Raw genomic sequence first — 15,073 nt, 5'->3', positions numbered from 1 at the left:
TCTCCCATGGGTCGTCGTGATGTGACCCACCTCACGCTAAGCGGAGAAGGTTGGCTGCCGGTTGCAGCCGCCCGGCGCCTCAGGGACCGGGCGTCTGGGTGCTCTCCGCGCGCGTCCCCTCGGGATCCTCGATCCGCTCGTCGGACTCCTCCAGGATGGCCTCCGCCTGCGCCTCGGGGTCGGCGCTTCCGGCACGCTCCTCCTCGGGCAGCAGCTCGGCGCGGCTGTCGATGCGGTCGTCGTCGGGCGTCGCGTTGCTCATGGCCGAGCAGTACCCAGACCGGGCCCGTGCCAGACCGTCTCAGCCGCCGGCGACCGCCAGCCGGGCCTTGAGCAGCGGGGCCGCCGGGTGCCGGTCGCGCCCCTGGCGGGCGAGCTGGGCCAGGCAGGCCTCCAGCACCGCGGTGTCGTACGGCGCCCGCTCGACGTAGCCCAGCACCGCATCGGGCTGCGGGTCGGCCAGCAGCGCCTCGCGCAGCGCCACGGCGACGTACTCCCCCATCTCGACCAGCGCCGGGCTCTCGGTGCCGGGCAGCAGGTCGCCGCCGTACGCCTCGACGGCGGCGCCGACCCGGCCGCGGCGCACCAGCCCGAGCACGTCCTCCACGTCGGTGGCGACCGGCATCAGCAGCCGGTAGGGCCGGGAGGCGAGCTGACCGGACAGCGCCTGGCGCAGGTGGGAGACCTCGGCCTTGAGCGTGGAGAAGGTGACCGCGTGGTCGCCGTAGAGCATGGCGTGGAGCTGATCGAGGGAGAGCCCGTCGGGGTGCAGCGCGAGCAGCGCGAGGATCTCGGTCTGGCGCCGGTTGAGCAGCAGCCGGCGACCGTCCACGCAGGCTTCGGCGGTGCCGAGCAGGCCGAGCACCAGGCCGGGCCGGTCGGCCTCCTCGGTGTCGCTCGCGCCGCGTCGGGCCGCGTCGCGGTACAGGTCGGTGCGCGGCAGCGCCTGCTCGACGAGGCGGGCCAGGACGCGGGCGGTGGCCAGGCCGATGGGGTGGGTGCGGTCCCAGGTGGTCGACAGGTCGATGACGCCGAGCTGGGCGCCGCTGACCGGGTCGTGCAGCGGTGCGGCCCAGCAGACCCAGTTGTGCACGATCGGCGCGTAGTGCTCGGCACTGAAGACCATCGCGGGCCGGTCCAGGCGGTTGGCGAGGTCGAGCGCGTTAGTGCCCACCGAGGTGTCGTCCCAGCGGCCCCCGGCGACGAAGTTGACGCTCTCCGCACGCCGGCGCATCACCCGGCCGCCGTAGGTCCACAGCACCCGGGTCTCGGGGTCGGTGACGGCGAGCACCAGGTCGCCGTCCTCGGCGGTGCGGCGCAGCTCGTCCTCGACCCGGGCGACAGCGACCTGCAGCGGGGAGCCGCGCCACAGGCTGTCGGTCTCCGACTCATCGGCCAGGGGCGCGTGACCGACACCGGGATCGACGCTGGCACCCGCACGCGTCCAGCTGTCCAGGATCTCCGGTCGCACCGGAGCGGTGAGCGGGTCACCGGCCACGAACGTGGTCCAGGCCGCCAGCGTGGCCAGCCGGCGCTGGTCGAGCTCGAGCGCGGTCATGTCCGCACCCTAGCCTCGGAAGTGACGTCCGTCACACCTCATTCTCGGCGTTCTCGGCGTTCTCGCGGGTCAGCGGTGGATGCGTCCGTCCAGCTCGGCGAGCGGCTCACCGGAGCCGCCCCACCGGCTCGCCACGATCTCGGCGGCGATGCTGATCGCGGTCTCCTCCGGGGTGCGGGCGCCGAGGTCGAGCCCGATCGGGCTGGACAGCCGGGCCAGCTCGGCGTCACCCAGCCCCGCCTCCCGCAACCGCTCGGTGCGGTCCTCGTGCGTACGGCGCGAGCCCATCGCGCCGACGTACCCGACCTCGGGCAGCCGCAGGGCCACCTCCAGCAGCGGCACGTCGAACTTCGGGTCGTGGGTGAGCACGGTGATCACGGTGCGCGAGTCGATCCGCCCCGCCTGCGCCTCGGCGGCCAGGTAGCGGTGCGGCCACTCCACGACGACCTCGTCGGCGCCCGGGAAGCGGCTCGCGGTGGCGAAGACGGGTCGGGCGTCGCACACGCTGACCCGGTAGCCCAGGAACCCGCCGATCCGGGCGACAGCGGCGGCGAAGTCGATGGCACCGAAGACCAGCATCCGCGGCTTGGGCGCGAACGCCCACACGAACACCCGCATCCCCTCGCCGCGCCGCTCCCCGTCGGGGCCGTACGACAGCGTGCCGCTGTGCCCGGAGGCGAGCAGCCCTAACGCGTCGTCGCGCACCGCGTCGTCGATCCGGGCGCTGCCGAGCGATAGTCCCTGACGAGAAGCACCGGTTTCCGCCGTCTCCGGGTGCTTTTCGTCAGGGACTACCGCCTCGGGACGGATCACCGTGCGGCGGCCGACGTACGACGGGTCGGGGTGCTCGACGACGGTGGCCACCGCGACCGGCCGGCCCGCCGTGACGTCCGCGGCGACCTCGCCGAGCTCGGGGAAGGTGGTGCGGTCCACCTTCTCGACGTACACGTCGAGGATGCCGCCGCAGGTCAGCCCCACCGCGAAGGCGTCGTCGTCGGAGACGCCGTAGCGCTGCAGCACCGGCGCGCCCGAGGCCACCACCTCCTGGGCGAGGTCGTACACGGCGCCCTCGACGCAGCCGCCGGAGACCGAGCCGACGGCGGAGGCGTCCGGGCCGACGAGCATCGAGGCTCCGGGCGGACGGGGCGCGGAGCGGAACGTGGCCACCACCGTGCCCATCCCGACCGTCTCCCCGGCCTCCCACCACCGCAGCAGCGACTCCAGCACCTCACGCATCGGCGATCACCTCCACCAGCTCGGCGAACGTGGCCAGCGAGTGCCCGGCCACGAAGGAGTCCAGGTGCGGCAGCACCGCGACGATGCCGCCCTGGAGCGGCGCATAACCCATCTTGCCGCGGTGCGGGTTGACCCACACGACGCGGTGCGCCAGCCGGCGCAGCCGGGCGACCTGCTCCCCGAGCAGCGCGGTGCCGCCGCGCTCCCAGCCGTCGCTGAGCACCACCACGACCGCGCCGCGCGCCAGGCCGCGGCGGCCCCACCTCTCGACGAACGCCTGCAGGGTCTCCCCCAGCCGGGTGCCGCCGGACCAGTCGGGAACCGCCTCACCGGCCGCGACCAGCGCCCGCTCGGGGTCGCGGATGCGCAGGGCGTCGGTGATCCGGGTGAGCCGGGTGCCGACGGTGAAGACCTCGATCCCGCCCGCGGCGCCGCGGCCCCGCACGCCGGTGACCATCCGGTGCGCCAGGCGCAGCAGGGCGTCCGCGTACGGCGCCATCGACCCCGAGACGTCCACCAGCAGCACCACCCGGCGGGTGCGTACCCCGGGGCGGCGACGGTGCAGCGCCGCGGGCTCCCCCATCCGGCGCAGGCTGGCCCGCAACGTGCGGGAGGCGTCCAGGCTCCCGCGCCGGTGTGGCGTACGACGCCGGGTGGGCCGCACCGGCAGCCGGACGTCCAGGCGACCCAGCAGCGCGGCGAGCCGGAGTCGCTCGGCGGCGTCGAGCGTGGCGACGTCGCGGTGGCGCAGCACCTCGGTGGCGCTGGCCGCGGCCCGGACCGGGTCGTCGTCGCCCTCGCCGTCGCCGGCACCGCCGGTTTCGGTGTCGGGCAGCACCGAGAGTCCCGGCGGGTGCTGCGCGCCGCGGCGCGACGGCGTGGGTGCGCGCAGGCCGGGGTCGAACCAGGCCTCGAAGACCCGGTCGTGGACGGCCAGGTCGTCCGGGGAGGCGCACAGCGTGGCCCGGCCCGCGGCGCGGGTGCCGGCGCGGTCGCCCAGCCCGACCAGCGCGACGGCCTCGAGGTAGGCGCGGGAGCGGTCGGCGGTGACGGCGACGCCGGCGGCCCGCAGCGCGGTGGTGAAGCCGAGCAGCACCTCGTCCGGGGCGCGGGTGCTCGTCGGGCCGGCATCCGGTCCGGTGCTCATCGGGCCAGCATCCGGTCCAGGGCGGCGCCGACCCGGTCGGCGTCCTCGCGGTGCTTGACCAGGGCGCCGAGGGTGACCGCGGCGCTGGCCACGTCGAGCTCGACGGTGCCGAGGTGGTGCAGGGCGCGAGCCCAGTCCAGGGTCTCGGCGACCCCGGGCGGCTTGAGCAGCGCCACCCCGTCCACGCCGCCGCGCAGCTGTTGCACGACCTCGGCGACCTGCCGGGCGAGCGTGGCGCCGACCTCGGGTGCCCGCGAGCGCAGGATGGCGACCTCCCGCTCCAGCCCGGGGTGGTCGATCCAGTGGTAGAGGCAGCGGCGCTTGAGCGCGTCATGCAGCTCGCGGGTGCGGTTGGAGGTGAGCACGACCGTCGGCGGGATCGCCGCACGGACGGTGCCGAGCTCGGGGATGGTGACGGCGAACGTGGAGAGCACCTCGAGCAGGAACGCCTCGAACTCGTCGTCGGCGCGGTCGATCTCGTCGATGAGCAGCACCGCCGGGGCCCGGCGCAGCGCGTCCAGCACCGGCCGGGCCAGCAGGAACCGCTCGTCGTAGAGGTTGCGTTCGGCCTCCAGCACGTCGTGGGGTCGCTCGGCGTCCGTGGCGAGCGCCTCCAGGGCACGCAGGTGCAGGATCTGGCGCGGGAAGTCCCAGTCGTAGAGCGCCTGGGTGGCGTCGATCCCCTCGTAGCACTGCAGCCGCACCAGCGGCTGGCCCAGGCTGGCCGCGAGCGACTCCGCGAGCGCGGTCTTGCCGGTGCCGGGCTCGCCCTCCAGCAGCAGCGGGCGCCCCATCCGCAGCGACAGGTACGCGACGGTGGCCAGCTCCTCGTCGCACAGGTAGCCGGTGCGCTCCAGGCTCTCGGCCAGCTCGGCGACCAACGGGTGCATGGGGCGAGGCTACGGAGTGGTGCGTTGGTCGCCGGTTGGCGCCGCGCCACCCTCGGGCCGGTCGACATCGGCCCCGCCGGCCAGGTCGCCGCACTCCACCAGCGCGCAGCCGTGGGCGGCCAGGTAGTCGCGCGCCCCGCGGTCGCCGAGGGCCGTCGCCGCGACACCCGGCCAGTGGTCGCGGCCCAGCAGCACGGGGTGGCCCGGTGAGCCGTCGTACGACGCCCGCGCGAGCGCGGCGGCACCGCCGGTCCCGCCCTCGGCGAGGACCCGGGCGACGACCTCGGCGCCGACGTCGGGCAGGTCGACCAGGTGCACCAGCGCCATCTCGGCGCCGGTGCCGGCCAGCCGCGCGAGGCCGGTGCGCAGCGAGGCGCCCATGCCGCGCTCCCAGTCGTGGGCGACGACGACGTCGACGGCGCCGAGGTCACCGGGGACCAGGGAGCGTGCCTGATCGGCGGCGGCACCGAGCACGACGACCACGTCGTCGCAGCCGCCCGCCCGCAGCACCCGTGCCGCGTTCTCCAGCCAGGGCACTCCGGCGGCGTCGCGCACCAGCGCCTTGGGCCTCCCCATCCGGGTGCCGGCCCCGGCCGCCAGCAGCACACCGGTCGCCGTCATGTCCCCAGCCTGCCGCAGAAGAGGTCCAGCCGCAGCGGCACCCGCTGCGGCTGCACCCGTCCTGATCGGCGAAGGACCTACTTCTTCTTCGCCTTCTTGGCCTTCTTCTTCGTCTTCTTCTTGGCCTTCTTCTTGACCTTCTTCTTCGGCGGCTTGGCCACCTTGACGGCCTTGCTCACCGCGGCGCCGGTGACGTAGCTGCCCCGACGGTCGGTGGCCGTGACCGTGACGGTCAGGCTGGCGCCCTGGTCGGCCTTGGCCACCTTGTAGGCGGCGCCGGTGCCGACGACCTTGCCGCCGCGCTTCCACTGGTAGGTGAACACCACGTCCTTGGCCCGGGTCCACGTGCCGGCCCTCGCGGTGAGCACCTTGCCCAGCGTCGGGCTGCCCGTGATGCTCGGCGCCGTGACCGCGCTGAGCCGGTTGCTCAGCGTGAAGTTGATCCGCGCCGTGGTGGCACCGGGGCGCACCACGACCGGGGTCGCGGAGGACAGGGTGTACCGACCTGCCCAGTACTGCGGGATGTAGGGCAGCTCGACGTCGTGGTCGAACAGCGAGGAGCGCGAGCCCTCGGCACGCACGTAGTAGGTGCCCGGCGCCAGCTCGTCAGCGGTGTAGCTGCCGTTGCTGTCGGTGCTCCACGAGGAGTACTCCTCCCCGTCGGCGTCGTAGACGACGACCCTGGACGAGGCCAGGTCACCGGCGGCGTTGGCCGTCAGGGCCACCGTGCCGCCGATCGCGCCGTAGCGCTGCAGCCTGAGCGCGCCGATGTTCGCCACACCGACCACCGGGACCGTCACCAGCGGAGCCTTCGCCTGGACGGGGGCACCGCCGTTCCAGGAACCGACCACGCCGTCGCCCTCGGCCCACAGCCGGTACCCGCCCGGCGCCAGCTGGTCGGCGGGCACGCTGAAGGTGCCGTCGCGTCGCGTGCTCACGGAGAAGGTGTGGCTGCCGCGCGCGTCGTAGATCTCGACATAGCCGGCGACCCCGGAGCCCGCGTCGTTGACGAGCCGGCCGGACAGGCCGGAGGTCGCGGGCGGGACGGGCGCCTTGGCGAGGCTGGCGTTGGCCGTGACCGCACCCGTCGCCGGAACCGTGACGGTGCCGGCCCCGGCCGGGATCAGGTACGAATCGTCTTCCCAGGTGGCCGGGTCGTCGACGGACAGGGGTACGTCGTTGTGGAACTCGCCGACATACTCGCCGCGGGAGTCGTCGAAGCGCAGGCGGTAGCTGCCGGCCGGCACATCGTCGTCGCGGAAGGAGTAGACGCCCAGGCTGTCGGTGGAGGTGGACGAGACGTAGTCCCAGATGTCCGTGGCGTCGGGACCGTAGAGGTAGACACGGACGCCGACGATGCCGGCACCGCCGGCACCGATGACCTTTCCGGTCACGCGGCTGCTCGCCGCGGGTGCACCGGTGACGATGTCCAGGTCCGGGACGACCTTGGTCTGGTTGGCCGCCACCGTGATCACCGTGGCGGAGTCCGCGGTGGCGCCACCCACCCACGCGCAGCCGGAGCGGTTGTAGTCGGCGTCCTCGCTGCAGGCGCGGACCTTGTAGCTGCCCGCCGCCAGCACCCGGCCCCAGAGCCCGTTGCGCTGTCCGCTGGCGTAGACGTAGTCGACCTCCCAGTTGTCGACCTGCTGCTGGGTGGCCGTGCCGGGGTAGAGGTAGATCGTGGGGTAGCGGCCCTCGGTGCCGTCGACGGTGACCTTGCCGCGGAGCTTGGCGGTCTGCACCGGCGTGATCGGGTCGAGATAGACGTACTCGTAGGTGTACTCGGAGCCGTCGCCGATGGTCGCGACGCGGGTGTACTCCTCGAAGTAGCCCGTGCCGGACACCTTCGCGGTGTACCGGCCGTCGGAGAGACCGGCGATGGTGGCCTGTCCGTCACCGTCGGTGGTCGCGGCGGCCTGGACCGCCGCACCGGTGCTGGCGCTGTAGAGCTGGACCTTGGCGCCGCTCAACGCGTCGCCCGACTCGGTGCTGCGGACGAGGACGTTGAAGCTGCCCTCGGTCGTCGCGTGTGCCACCGGTGTCATCACCGGGGCCGCGGAGAGGCCGACGGCCATCGCCGTCACCGCCCCCGCCAGCAGGAACTTCCGTGCGCGCATGTGTTTCCCTTCGTGCGCGGCCCGAGTGCCGCCGGTGTCCCGAGAGCTGAGCGCACGCTACTGGCTGGCGCAACGGCACATGGCGGGTTCGGCGAAACTGCCCCGGCGGCGGGGAACGACGCTGAAGAAGGGCGCTGAAGAGCGGCGCTGGCTACCGGGAAGCGTCAGGTGGCCACGGTGAGCAGCACCGCCGCGTCACTGAGCGCCTCGAGGTCGTGGCGTTGGGGCGGGATCACCAGGTGGTCCCCCGCACCTCCGCGCCAGGTGTCGGTGCCGGCGTGGAGCGCCACCTCTCCCTGCAGGACCTGGAGCGTCGCCTCCTCCGGGGCGTCGTGCTCGCCGAGCCGCTCGCCCTCGCGCAACGCGATCAGGGTCTGGCGCAGCCGGTGCTCCTGCCCGCCGTACACCGTGACCGAGGCACGGCCGCTGGACGCCTCACGTGCCTTCTCGAGCTGCGCGGCCGCGAGCGTGGTCAACGACGTGCTGTCCATCTGCGTCTCCTGTCCGTTCGCCGCCGGTCGGCGGCTCATCGCCCGACCCGCTCCCAACCGCGGCGCGGGGGCCGGGTGCCCATGCCGTCTTCGCGGCTGCGGTAGACGATATAGGGCCGTGTCACGTAGCCGAGCGGTGCGCTGAAGACGTGCACCAGACGGGTGAAGGGCCACAGCGCGAAGAGCGCGAAGGCGACCAGGGCGTGCAGCTGGAACCCGATCGGGGCGCGGCCCATCAGGCTCGCGTCGGGCTGGAAGGCGAGGAAGGAGCGGTACCAGACCGACACCCCCTCGCGGTAGTTGTAGTCCCCGCCGAGGGTGAAGATCGATCCCGCGATGGTGTTCCACATCCCCAGCAGGATCGCGGCGGCGAGGAAGGCGTACATCACCTTGTCCATCGTGGTGGTGGCGGAGAAGACCGGTCCGACCGTGCGCCGGCGGTAGATCAGGATGACCATCCCCACGACCGTCGCGATGCCGGCCAGCAGGCCGCCCACCACGGCGATGTAGTGGTAGGCGTGGTCGTTGATGCCGATGGCCTCGGTCCACGACCGCGGGACGAGCAGCCCGATGATGTGGCCCCCGACCACGCCCAGCATCCCGAAGTGGAACAGCGGGGAGCCCAGCCGCAGCAGCCGGTCCTCGTAGAGCTGGGAGGAGCGGGTGGTCCAGCCGAACTTGTCGTAGCGGTAGCGCCAGACGTGGCCGAGCACGAAGACGGCGAGACAGATGTACGGGACGATGATCCACAAGAACGTGTCCACGTCTCAGCTCCTCACAGGGATGGTGGCGGGAGCGATCAACGCCGGCCCGGTCGATGGGCCCGCGGCGGTGCCGCCGGTGCCGGTGAGTGCGGGGTCGGCGCCGTAGCCGGCCAGGCCGACCTCCTCGGCCGGCGGCCCCTGCTCGACGAGGCGTCGTACGGCGTCCGCCTCATCGCCGTGCAGGTCGGGCAGGGTGTCGCACAGCGCGACCAGGGCGCCGGACCACGGGGAGCCGGTGCTGCCGTCGTCGTTGCGCCAGCCGGCGAGCGCGAGCCGCAGCATCTCCACGCCGGCGCGGTGCTCGGCGAGCAGCCCGGCAGCGAGCGCGGTGTCCACGGTGGCGCCGAACTGCAGCACCGCGCACAGGTGGTCCGGCAGCTCGCCGGTGGCCTCGTCCCACTCCACCCCGCCGGCCCGGTAGGTCTCCTTGAACCGCACCAGCGCCGCGCCGCGCCGGCGCGTGTCGCCGTAGGCGAAGTAGGTGAGGTAGAGCGCGCACTTGCGGGTGTGGTCGAAGGTGGCGACGTACTCCTCCTGCACGGCGCGCAGCGGGTGGGCACGCAGGTGCGCGGCCAGCGCGGCGAGGTCGCTGTTGCCGGGCACGAGCCGCTCGAGGTCGTCGAGGCCGGCGAGCAGCTCGGGGGTCGGGTAGTCCAGCAGGGCGGAGCAGACCGCCCAGACCGCGCGCACGTCCCGTTCCCGGGATGCCTTGCGGTTGCGGCCGAGCATCACTGGTCCCCGTCGTCGCGCCGGGCCGGGAAGAGCCCGTCAGGCAGCCCCTTGCCGTCCCAGCTGAGCAGGTTGACCCGGCTGCTCTTGTCCGCCGGGCTGGCCAGCGTGTCGCTGGTCTGGCGTTCCTGGAGCATCCGGAAGTTCTCCACGGAGACCGGGGTCGGGTAGCCCGACCCCTCACCGAAGAGGTCGTTCTGCCCGCCGCCGTAGTCGGAGACCGGGCAGTCGGTGGCCAGCTCCTCCAACGCGTGCGCCTGCTCGACGTGCGCCGTCGGGATGACGTAGCGCTCGTCGTACTTGGCGATGGCCAGCAGGCGGAACATCTCGTACATCTCCTCCCCGCTCATGCCGACCGCAGCGGGAATGGACTCGTCGGCGTCGCGGCCGAGGTTGAGGTCGCGCATGTAGGAGCGCATCGCCGCAAGCTTGCGCAGCACCGCATCGACCGGCGCGGTGTCCCCGGCCGTGAACAGGTTGGCGAGGTACTCCACGGGGATGCGCAGGGTGTCGATGGCCGCGAAGAGGTTGCCCCGGTCCTCGGCGTCCTCGCCGGTGTCGCGCACCGCGTCGACCACCGGCGACAGCGGCGGGATGTACCAGACCATCGGCATGGTGCGGTACTCCGGGTGCAGGGGCAGCGCGACCTCGTAGTCGTGGATCAGCCGCCACACCGGGGACGACTTGGCCGCCTCCACCCAGTCCGTCGGGATGCCCGCCTCGGCGGCGGCGCGCTGCACCGCCGGGTCGTGCGGGTCGAGGAAGCAGGAGCGCTGGGCCTGGTAGAGCTCGTGCTCGTCCTCGACGCTGGCGGCCTCGAGGACCCGGTCGGCGTCGTAGAGCACCAGGCCGATGTAGCGCAGCCGGCCCACGCAGGTCTCCGAACAGACGGTCGGGATCCCGACCTCGACCCGGGGGTAGCAGAAGGTGCACTTCTCGGCCTTGCCGGTCTTGTGGTTGAAGTAGACCTTCTTGTAGGGACAGCCCGAGACGCACATCCGCCAGCCGCGGCAGCGGTCCTGGTCGACCAGCACGATGCCGTCCTCGGACCGCTTGTAGATCGCGCCGGAGGGGCACGAGGCCGCGCAGGACGGGTTGAGACAGTGCTCGCAGATGCGGGGCAGGTAGAACATGAAGGTCTGCTCGAACTCCAGCCTCACCTTCTCCTCGATGCCCGCCAGCATCGGGTCGCGGGCCGCATTCTCGTGGGAGCCGCCGAGGTCGTCGTCCCAGTTCGCCGACCACTCGACGTTCATGTTCTCGCCCGTGAGCAGGCTCTTCGGCCGCGCCACCGGGAAGGTGTCGGACTGCGGCGAGCCGACCAGGGTGTCGTAGTCGTAGGTCCAGGGCTCGTAGTAGTCCTCGATGGAGGGCAGCTTGGGGTTGGAGAAGATCGTCAGCAGCTTCTTGAACCGCCCGCCGGCCCGCAGCGCGATCCTGCCGTCGCGCCGGCGCACCCAGCCGCCCCGCCACTCCTCCTGGTCCTCGTACGTGCGGGGGTAGCCCAGCCCGGGCCGGGTCTCGACGTTGTTGAACCACACGTACTCCATGCCGGTGCGGTTGGTCCACGCCTGCTTGCAGGTCACCGAGCAGGTGTGGCACCCGATGCACTTGTCGAGGTTCATCACCATCGCCATCTGGCCCATGACGCGCATCAGTACGTCACCTCCGTCCGGCGCTTGCGGATCATCGTGACCTCGTCGCGGTTGTCGCCGATGGGGCCGATGTAGTTGAACGCGTAGGCCAGCTGGGCGTACCCGCCGACGATGTGGTTGGGCTTCATCAGGATCCTCGTGAGGCTGTTGTGGATGCCGCCGCGCTTGCCGTCGCGCTCGGTCCGCGGCACGTCGATGAGCCGGTCCTGCGCGTGGTGCATGTAGACCGTGCCCTCCGGCATCCGGTGGCTGACGATCGCGCGGGCCGCGACGACGCCGTTGCGGTTGACCATCTCGATCCAGTCGTTGTCGCGGATGCCGACCTTGGCCGCGTCGCGGTCGGACATCCACACCGCCTGCCCGCCGCGCGAGAGCGAGAGCATGAAGAGGTTGTCCTGGTACTCGCTGTGGATCGACCACTTGTTGTGCGGCGTCAGGTAGCGCACCGAGACGCCGAGCTCGTTCTGCTCCCCGACCGGCGCCTCCCCGAAGAGGGCGGTCATGTCGAGCGGGGGCCGGTAGACGGGCAGCGACTCCCCCATGCCGATGAACCAGTCGTGGTCGACGTAGAACTGCTGACGCCCGGTGAGGGTGTGGAAGGGCTTGCGGCGCTCGATGTTGATCGTGAACGGGCTGTAGCGGCGCCCACCGGACTCCGAGCCCGACCACTCCGGCGAGGTGATCACGGGCACGGGTGCCACCTGGGTGTCGGCGAAGGTGATCTGCTTGCCCTCGTGCTCGGCCGAGAGGTCGTGCAGCTGCACGCCGGTGCGCTTCTCGAGGAACCGGAAGCCCTGGGTGGCGAGGTGGCCGTTGCTCACCCCGGCCAGGTGCAGCATGGCGTCGGCCATCTGCACGTCGGTCTCGACCTTCGGCTGGCCGTCGCCCGCCCCGCCGCGGGTCACGCCGTTGCGGTGGCGGAGGATCTCGACCTCCCGGCGCGCCTGGAAGGCGACGCCCTTGGTGGCCATGCCGGCCGACTCCAGCAGCGGCCCGATCGAGGTCATCTTCTCGTGGACCTGGGTGTAGTCGCGCTCGGCGACGGCGATGACCGGCATCGTGCGGCCCGGCACCGGGTCGCAGCCCTGCGGGTGGTCGCGCCCCAGGCGCCAGTCCTTCACGACGCCGTGCTCGCTGGACATGGCCTCGGGGGTGTCGTGCCACAACGGCTTGGCGACGACGTCGCGGCGCACCCCGAGGTGGTCGACGGCGAGCTCGCTGAACCTCTTCGCGATCGCCTTCCACGCGTCCCAGTCGGACTTGGTCTCCCACGGCGGTGCGATGGCGGGGTTGAAGGAGTGCACGAACGGGTGCATGTCGGTGGTCGAGAGGTCGTGCTTCTCGTACCAGGTGGCAGCGGGCAGGACGACGTCGCTGAACATCGTGCTGCTGGTCATCCGGAAGTCGATCGTCATCAGCAGGTCGAGCTTGCCCTGGGGGGCCTCCTCGGCCCAGCGGACCGACGTGGGGCGCTTGTCCGGCGGAGCCTCCTTCGCCCGCGCCGCGCTGTCGGTGCCGAGCAGGTGACGCAGGAAGTACTCGTTGCCCTTCGCCGAGCTGCCCAACAGGTTGGAGCGCCACAGGTTGAGGATCCGAGGGTGGTTGTCCTCGTGCTCGGGGTCCTCCACGGCGAACTTGAGGGCGCCCTCCTTGAGCTGCTGCGCAACGTAGGCGGGGGCCTCCATCCCCGCCGCGGCGGCGTCGTCGGCGAGGTTGAGGCTGCTGCGGTCGAACGTCGGGTACGACGGCGTCCAGCCCAGGCGCACGGACTGGGCGAGCAGGTCCATCACGCTGCGCCCGGCGAAGATGCCGGTGCCGGCGTCGAGGTCGTCGGCGGAGAAGGTGTCGTAGCGGTACTGGCTGGTGTTGACGTACCAGTACGCCGTCTGGTTCATGTGCCGCGGCGGCCGGTGCCAGTCGAGCGCGAACGCCATGTGCTGGAAGCCCGTGAGCGGGCGGACCTTCTCCTGACCGACGTAGTGCGCCCAGCCGCCGCCGTTGCGTCCCTGCGTGCCGGTGATCGTGGTGAGCAGCAGGATCGCGCGGTAGATCTGGTCGGAGTGGAACCAGTGGTTCACCCCGGCACCGAGCAGGATCATGCCCCGGCCCTCGGTGTCGATCGCGTTCTGCGCCCACTCCCGCCCCAGGCGGGTCACCTGGGCGGCGGGCACGCCGGTGTGCTGCTCCTGCCACGCGGGGGTGGCGGGCACGCTCGGGTCGTCGTACCCCTGCGGCCACTGGCCGGGCAGCCCGGGCCGGGACACGCCGTACTGCGCCAGCAGCAGGTCGAGCACGGTGGTGACGAGCCGGTCGCCGACCCTGGCCACCGGGACGCCGCGGCGATCGAAGCGGACCTTGCCGCCGGCGTCGTCGAAGCGGGGCAGCGCGACCTCGACCGCCTCGAGGAGACTGTCCGCGCCCGCAGCGGGATAGAGCGTCAGCAACGGGTCGATGTCGCCGCGCTCGAGGTTCCACTGGCCGAGGCCCTCCTCGCCGTAGCGGTGTCCCACCGAGCCCTTCGGGATGCGGACCCGGCCGGTGGCGGCGTCCATCACCGCCGGCTTCCACATGGTGTTCTCGGTGCCGCCCTCGGGGTGCTCCAGGTCGCCGGCGACGAGGAACTTGCCCGGCCGGTAGGCGCCGTCCGTGCCCGCGTCGAGGGTGATCAGGTAGGGCAGGTCGGTGTAGCTCTTGTTGTAGTCGGTGAAGAAGGGCACCTGGCGCTCGACGAAGTACTCGCGCAGCACCACGTGGCCCATGCCCATCGCGAGCGCGCCGTCGGTGCCGGGCGCAGGGCTCACCCACTCGTCGGCGAACTTGACGTTGTCGGCGTAGTCCGGCGCGACCGCCAGGACCTTCTGGCCCCGGTAGCGGGCCTCGGTCATCCAGTGGGCGTCCGGCGTGCGGGTCAGCGGGACGTTCGACCCCCACATGACCAGGTAGGCCGCATCCCACCAGTCCCCCGACTCGGGGACGTCTGTCTGGTCACCGAACATCTGGGGCGAGGCGTTGGGCAGGTCGGCGTACCAGTCGTAGAAGGAGAGCATCGGTGCGCCGATCAGCTCCAGGAACCGTGAGCCGGAGGCGAAGGACACCGGTGACATCGCCGGGATGGGCGAGAAGCCGGCGATGCGGTCCGGGCCCCAGCGCTTGACGGTGTAGACGTGGGCGGCGGCGACCATCTCCGCGGCCTCCGCCCAGGTGGCACGGACGAGCCCGCCCTTGCCCCGGGCCGCCTTGTAGGCGCGGGTCTTCTCGGGGTCCTGCACGATCGAGGCCCACGCCACGACCGGGTCGCCGTGCTCGGCCACCGCGGCGCGGAACATCTCCAGCAGCACGCCCCGCACATAGGGGTAGCGAACGCGGGTGGGGCTGTAGGTGTACCAGGAGAAGGCCGCGCCCCGCGGACAGCCGCGGGGCTCGTACTCGGGTCGGTCGGCGCCGGTGCTGGGATAGTCGGTCTGCTGCGCCTCCCAGGTGATGATCCCGTCCTTGACGTAGACCTTCCACGAGCACGACCCGGTGCAGTTGACCCCGTGCGTGCTGCGCACGACCTTGTCGTGGCTCCACCGGTCCCGGTAGAAGACGTCGCCCTCGCGGCCTCCCTCGGCCGTCAGGGTGCGGAGATCACCGCTGACCTGGTTGCGGGTGAAGAACCTTCGGCTCGCGACCAGCGCGTCGCTCAGCCCTCCGTCGAAACCCAGCTTGGTGTCGCTCACAGGTCTTCCCCCTAGCCACCACGTGCAGTCGGTTGAGCTGTGTCCCGCATCACTATTCTCCCGGATCACCTAGCCCGCAAGGGCCACGGATCGTGGCTCGGAGTCGCCAGACCCCCCTCCTCAGACCGAGGACCTTTGGCCTCTGG

At 72.2% G+C, this 15,073-nt stretch carries 12 protein-coding genes; all 12 read right to left on the bottom strand.

What is annotated here, in order from left to right; all coding sequences use genetic code 11:
* Positions 1-79: 79 nt before the first annotated feature.
* Positions 80-262 carry a hypothetical protein gene (locus KG111_RS03625; protein ID WP_205290715.1) on the bottom strand — a complete coding sequence of 61 codons (183 nt, stop codon included), beginning with the start codon at positions 260-262 and terminating at the stop codon, positions 80-82.
* A gap of 39 nt (positions 263-301) precedes the next feature.
* Positions 302-1,558 carry a transcriptional regulator gene (locus tag KG111_RS03620; RefSeq protein WP_205290716.1) on the bottom strand — a complete coding sequence of 419 codons (1,257 nt, stop codon included), beginning with the start codon at positions 1,556-1,558 and terminating at the stop codon, positions 302-304.
* Between the two features lie 69 nt (positions 1,559-1,627).
* Positions 1,628-2,794 carry an XdhC family protein gene (locus tag KG111_RS03615; RefSeq protein ID WP_205290717.1) on the bottom strand — a complete coding sequence of 389 codons (1,167 nt, stop codon included), beginning with the start codon at positions 2,792-2,794 and terminating at the stop codon, positions 1,628-1,630.
* Positions 2,787-3,941, bottom strand: a complete 1,155-nt coding sequence (locus KG111_RS03610; RefSeq protein WP_205290718.1) for a vWA domain-containing protein — start codon at positions 3,939-3,941, stop codon at positions 2,787-2,789. The genes KG111_RS03615 and KG111_RS03610 overlap by 8 nt, the downstream gene beginning before the upstream one ends.
* A complete protein-coding gene (locus tag KG111_RS03605; protein WP_205290719.1) occupies positions 3,938-4,831 on the bottom strand; it encodes an AAA family ATPase in 894 nt (297 codons plus the stop codon). The genes KG111_RS03610 and KG111_RS03605 overlap by 4 nt, the downstream gene beginning before the upstream one ends.
* A gap of 9 nt (positions 4,832-4,840) precedes the next feature.
* Positions 4,841-5,452 carry a nucleotidyltransferase family protein gene (locus KG111_RS03600; protein WP_205290720.1) on the bottom strand — a complete coding sequence of 204 codons (612 nt, stop codon included), beginning with the start codon at positions 5,450-5,452 and terminating at the stop codon, positions 4,841-4,843.
* A 77-nt stretch (positions 5,453-5,529) separates the two neighbouring features.
* Positions 5,530-7,569 carry a carboxypeptidase regulatory-like domain-containing protein gene (locus tag KG111_RS03595; protein ID WP_205290721.1) on the bottom strand — a complete coding sequence of 680 codons (2,040 nt, stop codon included), beginning with the start codon at positions 7,567-7,569 and terminating at the stop codon, positions 5,530-5,532.
* A 164-nt stretch (positions 7,570-7,733) separates the two neighbouring features.
* Positions 7,734-8,060 carry a cupin domain-containing protein gene (locus tag KG111_RS03590; RefSeq protein WP_205290722.1) on the bottom strand — a complete coding sequence of 109 codons (327 nt, stop codon included), beginning with the start codon at positions 8,058-8,060 and terminating at the stop codon, positions 7,734-7,736.
* Positions 8,061-8,095: 35 nt separating this feature from the next.
* Positions 8,096-8,824, bottom strand: a complete 729-nt coding sequence (gene narI / locus KG111_RS03585; RefSeq protein WP_205290723.1) for a respiratory nitrate reductase subunit gamma — start codon at positions 8,822-8,824, stop codon at positions 8,096-8,098.
* A 3-nt stretch (positions 8,825-8,827) separates the two neighbouring features.
* A complete protein-coding gene (gene narJ, locus KG111_RS03580) occupies positions 8,828-9,553 on the bottom strand; it encodes a nitrate reductase molybdenum cofactor assembly chaperone (protein WP_205290724.1) in 726 nt (241 codons plus the stop codon).
* The gene (gene narH / locus KG111_RS03575; protein ID WP_205290725.1) at positions 9,553-11,208 is read right to left on the bottom strand and encodes a nitrate reductase subunit beta; all 1,656 of its coding nucleotides are present in this window, start codon (positions 11,206-11,208) and stop codon (positions 9,553-9,555) included. Before narH ends, narJ begins: the two co-directional genes overlap by 1 nt.
* Complete coding sequence (locus tag KG111_RS03570; protein ID WP_205290726.1) at positions 11,208-14,927, bottom strand: nitrate reductase subunit alpha; 3,720 nt, start codon at positions 14,925-14,927, stop codon at positions 11,208-11,210. The genes narH and KG111_RS03570 overlap by 1 nt, the downstream gene beginning before the upstream one ends.
* Positions 14,928-15,073: the final 146 nt, after the last annotated feature.

This window comes from Nocardioides faecalis (assembly GCF_018388425.1).
GTDB classification, from domain to species: domain Bacteria; phylum Actinomycetota; class Actinomycetes; order Propionibacteriales; family Nocardioidaceae; genus Nocardioides; species Nocardioides faecalis.
The sequence above is the reverse complement of the archived record's forward strand: the minus strand, read 5'-3'. Positions and strand labels throughout refer to the sequence as shown.